Origin of the sequence: Flavobacterium faecale, from assembly GCF_048320115.1 — a bacterium.
In the GTDB taxonomy this organism is placed as follows: Bacteria; Bacteroidota; Bacteroidia; order Flavobacteriales; family Flavobacteriaceae; genus Flavobacterium; species Flavobacterium faecale_A.
In genome coordinates, this window is record NZ_CP182943.1 from 469,790 (window position 1) to 483,948 (window position 14,159).

Annotated in this window: 15 protein-coding genes and 1 tRNA gene; 8 read left to right on the forward strand and 8 right to left on the reverse strand. The window is 33.1% G+C overall.

Translation table 11 applies throughout. The features are described 5' to 3' along the window. Nucleotides 1–28: 28 nt before the first annotated feature. The 7 genes from ACNH59_RS01765 to ACNH59_RS01795 all read right to left on the reverse strand — a co-directional run bounded on the left by ACNH59_RS01765 (nt 29) and on the right by ACNH59_RS01795 (nt 5,504). A complete protein-coding gene (locus ACNH59_RS01765; protein WP_418263743.1) occupies nt 29–364 on the reverse strand; it encodes a hypothetical protein in 336 nt (111 codons plus the stop codon). A 28-nt stretch (nt 365–392) separates the two neighbouring features. Further along, the gene (locus tag ACNH59_RS01770) at nt 393–1,190 is read right to left on the reverse strand and encodes a fibronectin type III (RefSeq protein WP_418263744.1); all 798 of its coding nucleotides are present in this window, start codon (nt 1,188–1,190) and stop codon (nt 393–395) included. Nucleotides 1,191–1,701: 511 nt separating this feature from the next. Continuing rightward, nucleotides 1,702–1,977, reverse strand: a complete 276-nt coding sequence (locus ACNH59_RS01775) for an FGGY family carbohydrate kinase (RefSeq protein ID WP_418263745.1) — start codon at nt 1,975–1,977, stop codon at nt 1,702–1,704. A 39-nt stretch (nt 1,978–2,016) separates the two neighbouring features. After that, nucleotides 2,017–3,594 (reverse strand): glycerol-3-phosphate dehydrogenase/oxidase, encoded by a 1,578-nt coding sequence (locus ACNH59_RS01780; protein WP_418263746.1) that lies wholly within the window; start codon nt 3,592–3,594, stop codon nt 2,017–2,019. A gap of 720 nt (nt 3,595–4,314) precedes the next feature. After that, entirely contained in the window at nt 4,315–4,593 is a 279-nt protein-coding gene (locus ACNH59_RS01785; protein ID WP_418264914.1) for a GIY-YIG nuclease family protein, read from the reverse strand. Further along, nucleotides 4,553–4,627, reverse strand: a tRNA-Pro gene (locus ACNH59_RS01790). The genes ACNH59_RS01785 and ACNH59_RS01790 overlap by 41 nt, the downstream gene beginning before the upstream one ends. A 115-nt stretch (nt 4,628–4,742) precedes the next feature. After that, on the reverse strand, nt 4,743–5,504 hold the full coding sequence (locus tag ACNH59_RS01795; protein ID WP_418263747.1) for a LuxR C-terminal-related transcriptional regulator: 762 nt from the start codon (nt 5,502–5,504) through the stop codon (nt 4,743–4,745). A gap of 297 nt (nt 5,505–5,801) precedes the next feature. Here ACNH59_RS01795 and ACNH59_RS01800 point away from each other — a divergent pair, with 297 nt between their 5' ends. The 8 genes from ACNH59_RS01800 (at nt 5,802) to ACNH59_RS01835 (ending at nt 13,101) form a co-directional block, all read left to right on the forward strand. Next, nucleotides 5,802–6,569, forward strand: coding sequence for a ParA family protein (locus tag ACNH59_RS01800; protein ID WP_418263748.1), 768 nt, complete (start codon nt 5,802–5,804; stop codon nt 6,567–6,569). 4 nt (nt 6,570–6,573) lie between these two features. Continuing rightward, the gene (locus ACNH59_RS01805; RefSeq protein ID WP_418263749.1) at nt 6,574–7,473 is read left to right on the forward strand and encodes a ParB/RepB/Spo0J family partition protein; all 900 of its coding nucleotides are present in this window, start codon (nt 6,574–6,576) and stop codon (nt 7,471–7,473) included. Further along, on the forward strand, nt 7,473–8,039 hold the full coding sequence (locus tag ACNH59_RS01810) for a DUF5683 domain-containing protein (protein ID WP_418263750.1): 567 nt from the start codon (nt 7,473–7,475) through the stop codon (nt 8,037–8,039). The genes ACNH59_RS01805 and ACNH59_RS01810 overlap by 1 nt, the downstream gene beginning before the upstream one ends. A 54-nt stretch (nt 8,040–8,093) precedes the next feature. Next, on the forward strand, nt 8,094–8,795 hold the full coding sequence (dapB, locus tag ACNH59_RS01815) for a 4-hydroxy-tetrahydrodipicolinate reductase (RefSeq protein WP_418263751.1): 702 nt from the start codon (nt 8,094–8,096) through the stop codon (nt 8,793–8,795). A 35-nt stretch (nt 8,796–8,830) separates the two neighbouring features. Continuing rightward, on the forward strand, nt 8,831–10,408 hold the full coding sequence (lepB, locus tag ACNH59_RS01820; protein WP_418263752.1) for a signal peptidase I: 1,578 nt from the start codon (nt 8,831–8,833) through the stop codon (nt 10,406–10,408). A gap of 64 nt (nt 10,409–10,472) precedes the next feature. Next, a complete protein-coding gene (locus tag ACNH59_RS01825; protein WP_418264915.1) occupies nt 10,473–10,622 on the forward strand; it encodes a hypothetical protein in 150 nt (49 codons plus the stop codon). 67 nt (nt 10,623–10,689) lie between these two features. Continuing rightward, nucleotides 10,690–12,399, forward strand: coding sequence for a signal peptidase I (lepB, locus tag ACNH59_RS01830; protein ID WP_418263753.1), 1,710 nt, complete (start codon nt 10,690–10,692; stop codon nt 12,397–12,399). A 75-nt stretch (nt 12,400–12,474) separates the two neighbouring features. Continuing rightward, on the forward strand, nt 12,475–13,101 hold the full coding sequence (locus tag ACNH59_RS01835) for a WbqC family protein (protein WP_418263754.1): 627 nt from the start codon (nt 12,475–12,477) through the stop codon (nt 13,099–13,101). 1 nt (nt 13,102) lies between these two features. Here the strand turns inward: ACNH59_RS01835 and ACNH59_RS01840 are convergent, their stop codons facing one another. Continuing rightward, entirely contained in the window at nt 13,103–14,149 is a 1,047-nt protein-coding gene (locus ACNH59_RS01840) for an endonuclease/exonuclease/phosphatase family protein (protein ID WP_418263755.1), read from the reverse strand. Nucleotides 14,150–14,159: the final 10 nt, after the last annotated feature.

Consider the following 14,159-nt stretch of genomic DNA (forward strand, 5'->3'; position numbering starts at 1 on the left):
ATATATAATAAAAATTATCTAAATATAACTATTCTTTTTGTTCTTGAAGATATGTCTTCCATTTAGTCAACCCCTCTTTTCCAATAATCGCTTGCAGTTTATTATTTGCATCAGAATAAATAGGTTTTTTAGCCGCTTTTAAACCTTCTTCATCATTCTCATACTTTTTTAAAGCTTCATTTAATTTTATTGTTTTTTCTAATTGAATTTCATAAACTTTTTTAGCGTCTCCTTCGTTTAATGTCAAAAGTGTTGTCATTTTATCTGAAGCCCATTTTGCTGATTTTTCAGGGTTATTAGACTGAGCCATTGTTGAAAACGAAACCATCATAGTTATTGCTAATGTTGTCAATATTTTTTTCATAATTTAATTTTTTATTATTTAATAATTATTATTTTTTTGTTTCCTCTATAACAAAATCTGCAAAAAGCACAGACTCGTCTCTTAAATCAGAGCTATTATTTAGACTTCTATAAATACCCCATTTAGGTCTTATAAATTCATTATCAGCCCTTATTGTCATTAATTTATCAGTACTATAAGACAACAGTTCTACTCCATCATTGAGTCTTGAAATTTTCATTGAATAATAGCCATTACTCCCTACTTCAATTATTTCCTTAACCTCAACCCATGTATCTATAAAATCATTTAATGGTGCGCTTTGAAGGATTGTAACATTATCATGAACTAAATTAAGCTTGTTAATTTTTCCTTTTTTTGCTGATAGGGTAAAAAGAGGCAATCCATCTGATCCTCCAACTGCTTTAATTTGATGCAAATGTGTAAAGGATGTCGAAGGTTGAAATCCACTAGGAATTTTAAACTTCCAACTGTAATTAACTATTTCCCCTTCCTTTCCTTTTAAGTTTTCAGGCGAAGGACCGTAGGTTTTAATTTCTACTCTTTGACGATCAAATTTTTCACAACGATCGTTATCTACTGCTGTATGGACTGTAAACTCAAAAACATACCTCTTTAAGTCTGTATCATAAACTTGGTTAATGTGTTTTCCAAACGCAGCATGAGCACAATCTGGAACCTCAACGGCATCATGACCAGGCGACAAAACTTTATTAATTAATTCATAAGTATCACCTGAACCAGTAGCAATTAATTTAGTTTGTGAATGAATTAGCGAGCAAAAACAAAAAATAAGGGAACAAAAAATTAATTTAGTTGATTTCATCTTTTTAATATTTATAGATACAAAATTAGTAAGCCAAACAGAAGAATAGTCCAAAAATGGGGCACTAATAATCCAAAACAACTAAACACCAACCCAATAAACAACAACAGATTGTGAGTAGCATTAGTATTTACTTTTAAACTTTAGAATATATTATGGTTATGGATTTTATAAAATCATAAAATATAGAAATTAGTCCCAAAAGAAATAGATGCAATAAAAGGAATTATTGCTTTTTTTTAATACTTAAAGTTGATGAATTGAGATTATAGTTCTACATGAGCCAGGTGTCAATAGTTCCTAAAGTCAATTCTCCTGACTCCGCTTTTTTTCTTGATCTTTCAACATGGTCTAAAATCAATTTTACTTTGGTTCCTGAAAAATAAATGCCCATTACTAATTCCGTTTTTTTTCTAATTAGATCACTTTACCTAATTTTTTTGAGTTTATCACAATAATCAGCAGTTCGTTTTTCTTCTCAATCAAAAGCATTGTAAACGGATCTTCCTGTTTATCTATACCACACCACAACCGTTTCCTGTTGATTGGTAATTCTAATAGCGGCTATATTTGCAACATTCAATCCTTTTTTGGCTATAGCTTTCGTGGTTACACCTGCTTGTGTTGACTCAATTTCATTGGGGTCATGTTCTACCCAACTTGGTTTTGAAAAATATAGCTTAAATTCTTTTTGAGCTACAGTTACAATGTTTCCTTTTTTTTTATCAAAGACAAACGCTCGAAAACTTGTAGTTCCCTGGTCTAGAGCAGGTATATATTTTCCCATAGCGTATCAATTAAATTTAAACGGTATTTTTATTGGTATTTACAAAACATATTGATTTGCAATTTTAGTAAAGTCGCTAATTTGCTGTTGTTCCCATGCCGCATCTTTTTCTAATTCAGCAGCCAACATTTTAGCAACCATCGGAATTATTTCTAATGTTGCACGAGCATCTAAAAACAAGGCACGAACACGTCTAGCCAAAACATCTTCAACAGTTCTAGCCATTTCGTATCGAATCGCCCAAATAACTTCTGCTTTGGTATAAGGCAATCTGAAATGCAAGGTTTCTCCTAATTCAGGTTTATTGGCAATTAAATTTTGTATTCTCTCTTGGTCACTTCCGTAAATATACAAATGTTGTGATTTATCATTAGATGCTATCGCCCCATGGATTATTACGTTTTTTGTCTTACAGGCTACATTTTTCAATTTCCCTATTGCAATTGTTTTGTTTATAGTATCCTGAGCCATTCTTCTGTAGGTTGTCCATTTACCTCCAGTAATGGTTATTAGTTCTGATTTGGAAACAATAATTTTATGGCTTCTCGAAATTTCTTTTGTTTTTTCAGACTTATCTTTTGGTGCTGCCAGCGGTCTTAAGCCTGCAAAAATGCTTAATACATCCGCTTTTGTTACTTTTTTAGTTAAGTAATTGTTTACCGTAGCAATAATAAAATCTACTTCTTTATCTAAAGCTTTAGGCTCTAAACTGTGACTATCCAGCAACGTATCAGTAGTTCCTACCACCACCTTATTATGCCAAGGCACTAAAAACAAAACCCTGCCATCATTGGTTTTGGGTATCATGACAGCATCGTTTCCAGGTAAAAAAGATTGGTCCAAAACCAAATGAATCCCTTGACTCGGACGCACAATATTTTTTGCTTCCGAATTATCCATTTTCAATATTTCATCTGTAAAAACACCTGTGGCGTTTATGATGACCTTGGCGTTTAAAGTATAAGTTAGGTTAGTTTCAGTATCTTCAGCTACAACTCCACTTACAACTCCATCGTTACTCTTCAACAACTGATTTACTTTAAAATGATTTAAAACAGTAGCTCCATATTCTATAGCGGTTTGAGCAATATTTACAGCTAACCTTGCATCGTCAAATTGTCCATCATAATAAACTACTCCTCCTTTAAGTTTTCCATTTTTAATCGTGCTTAATCTGGAAAGGGTATCTTGTTTGCTGATTCGGATTGATTTTCCAAAACTTAATTTACCTGCTAGAAAATCATAAACTTTAAGTCCTATAGTATATTTAAGTACATCCCACCAAGTATAATTCGGAATTATAAACGATTGATTACTGACTAAATGAGAGGCGTTTTTCAACAACAAACCTCTTTCGTGTAAGGCCTCCTTAACTAAATCAATATTTCCTTGTGCTAAATAACGTACCCCGCCATGAAGTAGCTTAGTGCTTCGGCTTGAAGTTCCTTTTGCAAAATCTACTTGTTCTAATAAAAGAGTATTAAAACCACGTGTAACACTATCCAAAGCAACACCCAAGCCAGTGGCGCCCCCACCAATGACGATAACATCCCAATTAGAATTTTCTTCTACTTGCTTTACTAATGTTGCCCTTTTAAAAATATCGTCCTCTTTCAATGGTTTGATTTTGATGTAAATTTATTCTTTATAATTACCCAATTTTGATTTACTCCATTACAATCAGTTGGAGTAAATCTCTGTATAGTAGTCAATTCCTGTGCAATCAAACTATTGGTTAGGAATAATAAAAGAAGAGAATATAGAGATCTGCAAAAATTGCTTTTCATAAAAAAATATACTAAGTTCATACAAGCATTAGACCATGACAATTTAAGAAGTTTTTATGAAGATATAATAGTATATTGTTAGACAAGAAGTATTTTTAAAAATATTTGGGGTCAATCCCAAAAGCACTAACAACTTATTAGCCAATTTAAATTTAAAACCTCTATAACGAAAAATCCTCTCTGAATGAACAGAAAGGATTCTTAGTCGGGCTGGCAGCGTTTATTCCGAATTCGGAAATTCGAACCTGCGGACTTCTCGATTTCCAGTCGAGACGCGACTACCACTGATTTTAACGCTACTTTTCCAATTCTTAATCTCTCGCTCTCTCAAAATTGCTTTTGCTTTATCATCATAGGATTCAAACCAAACCACTATGGACTTAAAGTCCCTAGATTTTGTTGGCAAACTTAAAGTCTGCAAGGATGAATTACTAAAAAAAAAGAAAATTAACAACTGATTAAATTGATTTGCTTTGCCTGTTCGCGATCACTCGAGCCCACAGAATAAATCATTCCAATCGAATTATCTGTGGCAAAAAGTTTTTAGAACCTAAAGCGAAATGCACAAAACGACATAGTTTAAACTACAATTTGAAACCAATAAACTACCTCCCAATCTTTCGCTCTTTCTGTAAAAACCTTTGTGAGAAGTTAAATGACGACGCAATCTTTCACCCAATTCCATAGATGTAAAACCAAAATAATATTTGTTGATTATTTTTGAATATATAATATAAACATACTTTCTAGAAATAAAAAACCTTCTTGGGTTACAAGAAGGTTTTTTGTCGGGGTGGCAGGATTCGAACCTGCGGCCTCCTGCTCCCAAAGCAGGCGCGATAACCGGGCTACGCTACACCCCGTAACGCGGGTGCAAATATACAACTATTTTTTGTTTGCACAACTAATTTATAAAAAGAATAAAACAACATCGGTTATTCGAAAAATAAATCTTATTTATACACTAAATACTATCTCCTAAATCAACCCTTGAGAAATGCATTTATTGATTAATTCCGAGGCATTCTTACAATCGGATTTTTTATTGATGTTTTTGCGGTGGGTTTTAACCGTATGTTCACTGATATTGAATATTTCAGCAATTTGCGTAGTGGTGAGTCCTTCAGAAATTAACTTGATAATTTCAATTTCTCTCTTGGAAAAAGAAGTAAATTCATCCGATTCAAAAGCAACATTGATATCTGTAAAGGAAGGATTGTCTTTCAAACCTATTAACGAAAAGGTATGACTGTTTTTCTTAGTGAGATGATCAATATTAGTATGAATGTTTAATGATTTACCGAAACCACCATTTTCATCGGCAGTCAAAACAATAGCTTGATGATTCAGCATTCCATATTCTCCGTTTTTAAATCTACTTCTAAAAGAATAACTGGCTTTATAATTCACTATATTTTCAGCACCAATTATATTATACAAGAATCTTAAATTTGCCCGCTCTGCACTAGCTACAAAATCCATGTCATCAGGATGAATGGTTTTCAAAATATCATCAAAAGTGACAGTTTCAGGATCAAAACCATGAATATCTTTTATAGAAGGGCTAACATGAGACAGTGACATATCAAAAAAATCAATCACATAAAAATAGAATGGCCCTAAACTGACCAAAGAACTCACCAATTCATTGAAATTAATTTCAGGAATTTCAGTGAGTCGACATGCCGTTTTATTTTCAGCCTCCCAAACATTTTTTAATTTATTGTCCTCTTTTTTCATGATAAGACTTATAAGGTAACCCAAAACAATATTAAATGTCTACTAATATAATAATTTTTCACCTAAATTACTGAATCACAACATTGATTTCATAATATTAATTCAACTAAAAGTCTTCTATTAAATAATCACAACCCTACACCATTTCACAACAATTAGATCAAAAATTGACAATGAGTTACGCTTGGAACAAACCACCAAACCACAACATATCAACCATTAACAAATGTTAACAAATTAGATTTTCAGAAACCATAATAAATTGTATTTTTACCGTTCAAAATTTAGACAAAATAAATGGGCAAAATCATTGCGATTGCTAATCAAAAAGGAGGCGTTGGAAAAACAACAACGTCAGTAAATCTGGCAGCTTCCTTAGGCGTTTTAGAAAAAAAAGTTTTACTTATTGATGCTGATCCTCAAGCCAATGCCAGTTCAGGGGTTGGGATTGATGTGGAAAGTGTAGAAATTGGTACCTACCAAATATTGGAACACAGTCACACACCATCTGAAGCAGTTTTAAAATGTACTGCTCCAAATGTGGATGTTATACCTGCTCACATTGACCTTGTAGCTATCGAAATAGAATTGGTAGACAAGGAAAACAGAGAGTATATGCTAAAAAAAGCATTGGAAAGCGTAAAAGACAACTATGACTACATCATCATAGACTGTGCTCCTTCTCTTGGACTACTTACTTTGAACGCTCTAACCGCTGCCGACTCAGTAATCATTCCTATTCAATGTGAATATTTTGCACTAGAAGGTTTAGGAAAACTATTAAATACGATTAAGAGTATTCAAAAAATACACAATCCTGATTTAGACATCGAAGGTTTGTTATTGACCATGTACGATTCGAGATTGCGTTTGTCTAACCAAGTGGTTGAAGAGGTTCAAAAACACTTTAACGACATGGTTTTTGAAACCATCATACAGAGAAATGTGAAATTGAGTGAAGCTCCAAGTTTTGGAGAAAGCATTATCAACTATGACGCTACCAGCAAAGGGGCTACCAATTATTTGCACTTAGCGGAAGAAGTAATAAAGAAAAACAGCAACTAATTTTATGGCAAAAGCAATAAAAAAACAAGCCTTAGGAAGAGGTTTATCTGCCTTGTTAAAGGATCCAGAAAACGACATCAAATCAGCAAACGACAAAAATGCTGACAAGGTGGTGGGGAATATTATTGAGCTTGAAATTGATGCCATCGAAATCAATCCGTTTCAACCTAGAAGTAATTTTAACGAAGAAGCTTTAAAAGAATTAGCGGTATCGATTAAGGAATTAGGAGTAATACAACCTATTACAGTTCGAAAATTAGACTTTAACAAATACCAATTAATCTCAGGAGAAAGACGTCTTAGAGCATCTACTCTTGTGGGATTAAGCACCATTCCTGCTTACATCCGAATTGCTGATGACAATGAATCATTAGTAATGGCATTGGTAGAAAATATTCAACGTCACGATCTTGACCCTATTGAAATTGCACTTTCATACCAACGTTTGATTGACGAGATTCAATTGACACAAGAACAAATGAGTGACCGAGTAGGAAAAAAACGTTCTACAATTGCCAATTACTTGCGTTTACTAAAACTAGATCCAATTATCCAAACCGGAATTAGAGATGGTTTTATCAGTATGGGACATGGTCGCGCTATTATCAACATTGAAGACTTAGATGTTCAAACGGATATTTATCAAAAAATTGTAAGTCAAAATCTTTCAGTAAGAGATACTGAAGCATTGGTGAAAAATTATCACGAAGGTCTTAAACCGAAACCTGCTTCAAAACCAAAAGCTTCTTCGTTTGAAATCAATGAAGAACAAAAAAATGCTTTTAACAAGTATTTTGGAAACTTGGTAGACATTAAAGTGGCTGGAAACGGAAAAGGAAAAATTACAATTCCGTTTCAATCAGAGAAAGATTTTAATCGAATTATTGAACTAATCAAGGGATAGTGCGTAAAATTCTTTCCATAAGCTTACTCTTTTTTATATTGGCAACTACTTTCGCTCATGCGCAAGCTGGCGAAAAAAACGACAGCTTCGTAAGTTCCAAAAACAGTATTAAATCTAATGATATTGACCCTTTAACTCCAGCAAAAGCCGCATTTTATTCTGCCGTTTTACCTGGACTAGGGCAAGCTTATAATAAAAAGTATTGGAAAATCCCTTTGGTTTATGGCGCAATTGGAACTAGTTTGTATTTTTATTTGGATAGCCAAAAAAAGTACAATTCGTTTCGAGATGCTTACAAAAGAAGACTAGAAGGTTTTACCGATGACAATTATAGCTATTTGGACAACAGCCGTCTGATTGCTGCTCAAAAATTCTACCAACGCAACCGAGATTTATCTTCTTTGTTTGTGGTTGGTTTTTACATTTTGAATATCATTGACGCGAATGTAGATGCAGCCTTAATACAATTTAACGTTGATGAGAACCTCTCTGTTAAGCCTAGTTTGTATCAAAATGAATTAAATGCCAAAACCAACTTAGGATTAACACTGAATTACAGATTTTAAACAAAACATAAAATACAACATTGAGTTATATTTTTAATTTATAAAACATAAAAAATGAAAATTGCACTTTTAGGATACGGAAAAATGGGTCAAGTAATCGAAAGAATTGCTTTAGAAAGAGGTCATGAAATTGTATTAAAAAAAGACGAATTCAATACTTATGATGGTCTTTCAACTGCTGATGTAGCGATCGATTTTAGCGTGCCAATGGCCGCTGTTGACAACATTTCTGCTTGTTTCAACAACAATGTACCTGTGGTGTCTGGAACAACAGGCTGGCTTGATCGTTACGATGAAATGATTGCCCTTTGCAAAGAAAAAAATGGAGGTTTCATTTCAAGCTCCAACTTTAGCTTAGGTGTTAATTTATTCTTTGGCCTCAACGAATACTTAGCTAAAATGATGGCTAAAATTGAAGGCTACAAGGTTACCATGGAAGAAATCCACCATATTCATAAATTGGATGCTCCAAGTGGAACTGCAATTTCGCTAGCGCAAGGAGTTATTGAAAACAGCAATTACAACAACTGGACTCTCGAGCAAGCAACTGAAAAAGAAATCCATATTGAAGCGGTGCGTACAGGAGAAGTTCCTGGAACGCATACTGTTACTTACGACTCAGGGATTGACAGTATTGAAATCAAACATACGGCACACAACCGCGAAGGATTTGCACTTGGAGCTGTAATTGCAGCTGAATGGTTAGCAGGTAAACAAGGTGTCTTTAGCATGAGAGATGTATTGAACATCCAATAATTTTTAACAACTAACCTAATTAACACCAAGAAATTATGACACTACTTCAATGGTTTGTATTTTTTCTTTTTATTCAACTTGTGCATTTTGTAGCAACTTGGAAAATGTATGAAGCTGCAGGAAGAAACAAATGGGAAGCAGCCGTACCTATCTACAATGCTATCGTATTGATGAAAATCATTGGTCGCCCCACTTGGTGGACGATTTTGCTTTTTATCCCGATCATCAATTTGATTATGTTTCCAGTTATCTGGGTTGAAACATTGAGAAGCTTTGGCAAACGCAGTACCATTGACACTTTTCTAGCCATTTTAACTTTTGGTTTGTATGTGGGTTATATCAATTATACTGAAAAATTGGTACATGTTTCAGACCGCAATTTAAACCCTGAAAACAAAACGGCTGATACTATTAGTTCACTACTTTTTGCTATTGTAGTAGCCACAATCGTTCACACGTATTTTATTCAGCCTTATACGATTCCAACTTCATCGTTAGAAAAATCTTTACTAATTGGTGATTTCCTTTTTGTAAGTAAGGTCAATTATGGCGCTAGAGTTCCTATGACTTCGGTAGCTTTACCAATGGTTCATGACTCTATCCCAAAAACTAAAAGCAAATCATACTTAAACTGTCCACAGCTTCCATATTTGAGATTGCCTGCCTTTGAAAAAGTAAATCGAACGGACATCGTAGTTTTTAACTGGCCTGTAGACACAGTACATTACTTTTTTGAACCCAAAGGAAGACCCGGTGTAATTAAACCTATAGACAAAAGGTCTAACTATGTAAAAAGATGTGTTGGAGTTCCTGGGGATTCGCTTTCTATTAAAGATGGTCTAGTTTACATTGATGGTAAGCTATTACAACTACCAGAAAGAGCAAAACCACAGTTTTCATACTCTGTTGCTATTGACGGAAAAACACCTATTGATTTTGAATATTTAATCAAAGAATTAGACATTACGGATCCTGCTGGTTTTAAAGACCAAAACTCACGAGATACCATTTATTTTGCCGCTTTGACTGCCGCAAGCGCCGAAAGATTAAAAAACACTCCCGGAATTACTGCAGTTAAAAGAGAAATTTCAAAAGATCCTGAAAACGGCATCTTCCCCCATATCGGCAAATGGAATAGAGATAACTATGGACCTATTTACATTCCCGAAGCAGGAAAAACGGTTGCTTTAAACTTAGAGACACTTCCTTTTTATGAGCGAATTATCAAATCGTACGAAAAGGATGAAAACGGAAATGACAATGACCTTAAAGTAATAGGAAACGAAATCAGACTTAATGGTCAAATCGTTACTTCGTACACCTTCAAACAAGACTATTATTGGATGATGGGTGACAACCGCCACAACTCTGAAGACAGTCGCTACTGGGGGTTTGTACCTGCAGATCACATTGTAGGAAAACCCATTTTTATTTGGATGAGTTGGGATAGCAATGGCAAAGGAATCAACAAAGTGCGTTGGGATCGCGTTTTCACAACTGTTAGTGGTGACGGACAGCCGCAATCCTACTTCAAATATTTCTTAATCTTCCTCGCAGTATATTTTGTTGGAGAACATTTTTACAAAAAAAGAAAAAAGAACGACGATATTTAGAAAAAAGTAAAGTGTTTAAAGTTTAGTATTTCCTAACTGTATTAAACTTTAAACAATAAAACAAATGAAGACTTTACTTCACCCTACTTACTTCCCTTCCATCAGCCATTTTGCGGCCTTGATTCAAGCAGATAAAATTGTATTTGAAGTAGAAGAGGATGATTTCCAAAAACAAACTAACTTAAACAAGACTTATAGCAACTCAATAGCTTAGCAAAAACAAGATATTAAAGGATAAAACGTACTTAACATCAAATACTAATCATATAATTTAAAGGGTAATGATACTATATCAATGGGTTGTACTTTTCCTTATTATTCAAATAGTTCATTTTTTAGGAACATGGAAACTATATGAAGCAACAGGAAGAAAAAAATGGGAAGCAGCAATACCAGTTTACAACGCCATTATTTTAATGAAAATTATTGGTCGTCCTACTTGGTGGACAATTTTGTTATTTATTCCCATCATTAACCTGATTATGTTTCCTGTAATATGGGTCGAAACGATAAGAAGTTTTAGAAGATGCACAACGACGGACACATTATTGGTCATTCTTACTTTTGGTTTATACATATACTACATTAATTATACTCAAAAATTAGAGTATGTTGCAGACAGAAAACTTACTCCAGCAAACAAAACTGCTGATACGGTAAGTTCACTCCTTTTTGCTATTATTGTAGCAACCTTAGTCCATACTTATTTCATTCAACCCTATACTATTCCAACTTCATCTTTAGAAAAATCACTACTAATAGGAGATTTTTTATTTGTGAGCAAATATAATTATGGCGCAAGAACTCCAATAACTACTATTGCTGCTCCAATGGTCCACGACACAATTCCAGTTATAAACATAAAGTCTTATTGTTCTTGGCCTCAATTACCTTACTTTAGATTACCTGGTTTTGAAAAAATTAAAAATAACGACATTGTTGTTTTTAATTGGCCAACGGATACTTTGTTTAATATGTACAAATCTGCAGATAAACGATACGAAAAACCAATTGACAAAAAAACAAATTATGTCAAACGTTGTGTTGCTATTGCTGGAGATTCATTACAAATTAAAAATGGAGATGTGTATATTAATGGTAACAAATTGCAACTACCAGAAAGAGCTAAACCCCAATTTTTTTACAAAATCAAATTAAAAGAAGGATTATCCGATGATATTAAAATTGACTATCAAATTTCCGAATCTTATGATTTATTCGAAATAAGTAATCAAATATGGGATAGACCTGAAGTAAAAAGTGAATTAATCAATGTTTACAAATTTGAAGAAGCAAGTAGAGATAGCTTAAAGTCGGTTGTAACTGGGGCAATTAATCAAAATCTATTCAATAAATTAAATTTAAACTACTCAAAATCATTATTTTACGGAAATCTTTCGAAAGAAAAGTACGAAAAACTAAAAATAGATTCAAGAGTTGCATCAATTGAAAGGAAAATTAGTGTTGAAAATGAAGATGGAATTTTTCCAGACTTTAAGGACGGAAAACCTTCTACTACTAACAGTTGGAATTTAGATAACTTTGGTCCAATTTATATACCTAAAAAAGGAGTAACTGTCATAATTAACAAAAAAACATTACCTTTTTACAAAACAATCATTCAAGAATATGAAAATAATGACTTAAAAATTAATGGTGATCTAATCAAAATTAATGGTCAAATTGCTACATCATATACTTTTAAACAAGATTATTATTGGATGATGGGTGACAATCGTCATAATTCACTAGACGCACGTTATTTTGGATATACTCCAGAAAATCATATCGTTGGAAAACCAATATTCATCTGGATGAGTTGGGACACTAACGGTAAAGGTATTAATAAAGTACGTTGGGACAGAGTATTTACTACTGTGAGTGGAGAAGGTCAGCCTCAATCGTATTTTAGATATTTCCTTATCTTCTTAGCATTGTATTTTGTTGGAGAACATTTTTGGAACAAAAGAAAGGCAAACCAAGAAAATTAAATAAAAAATTAGTTTAAAGTTTAAGATTTAAAATGAATAACAACCTTAAACTTTAAACCTTAAACTAAATAAAATATGAACACTTTACTTCACCCAACTTACTTCCCTTCCATCAGCCATTTTGCGGCCTTGATTCAAGCAGATAAAATTGTATTTGAAGTAGAAGATAACTTTCAAAAACAAACCAATAGAAACCGTACTTACATCTACAGTCCAAATGGTATCCAGTTGCTAAACATACCCATAAAACATTCCAAGCAAAGTCATCAAAAAACGAAAGATATTCAAATTGAACCAGAATTTGACTGGCGAAAACAGCACTTTAAATCATTAGAAGCGGCTTATAGAAGTTCGCCATTTTTCGAATTTTTCGAAGATGATATTGTTCCCATTTTCGAGAAAAAACACAAATTTTTAATGGACTTGAATTTTGAAGTATTCGAATTATTGACCAAGTGTATGCGATTAAAATTAGACTACACTACGACCACCGAGTATTTCCATGAATTAGACTCTAATTCGACCAAAGATTATCGTTTTTTAGCAAATGGCAAAAAGGACAATTCTGTATTTGAGCCCTATCCTCAGGTTTTTGACGAAAAACACGGATTTATTAATAATTTAAGTATTTTGGATTTACTATTCAACGAAGGGAAGTTTACGATAGATTACCTCAAAAACCAAACATTAGTTTCTCTCTAAACTAGTCTAAAGAAAGCTTCGCCATAATCGGATAGTGATCAGAGTTTTCGAAATCTGAAAAGCTCTCGAACTTTTTGACTGTCATTTTATTATCAGCAAATATATAATCAATTCGGGCTGGATAGTACTTAAATTTATAGGTTTGACCAAAGCCTAAACCGGCTTCCTCAAAAGTATCTTTGAGGTTTCCTTTGATATTTCGATAGACATACGAAAAAGCACTGTTATTCATATCACCACAAATAATCAATGGATACTCGCATTTTTTCTTGTGCTCTTTTAAAATTTCAGCTTGCTCTTGCTGCTGTTTAAATGCTTTACTAATTCTAAACAGCATCATTTGCGATTTTCCCTGATTCATAGCATCTATATTTTCAGAAATCTCATTTACATCGGGTGAAATTTTTATGGATTGCAAATGCATATTGTACACCCTTATAATATCTTTTCCTTTTTTTATATCGGCATAAATGACATTATTGTTCGAATTCGGAAAAACGATATTACCTTGATCAATAATTGGGAATTTAGAAAAAATAGCTTGCCCAGTTTTGATCTTATTCCCCGTCATAAAAATATATTTATAGGGATAAACCTTTAAATCAATATTTGCCGAATGAGAATACTCTTGAATACATAATATATTGGGGTTTTTTTCATTAATAAACGCCAATATATCTTGAGGAACATATACTTTATCCATCCACTTAAACAAATTAAGTAAACGAACATTATAACTCATAACCACAAAATCTTTCTCGTCTTCTGGGTATTCTTTGGTTGAAAATTTATAAAATTTATTGATAAAAGTAATTCCCATTAAAAGCACCAAACCCGAGAGCACCATTCTCTTTTTGAACTGAATGGCCCAATATAAAAAGAACAGCGCATTCAAAACAAAAAAAGCAGGCATAAACAAGGTAAGCACAGACAAAATAGGAAACATTTTGGGTGCCAAAAAAGGTAAAATATAAGCAATAAACGTAACTACGGTTAAAACTATATTCAAAAAAAACATGCCTCTATTAAACCACGAAAGTTTCTTCATATTTAACTTA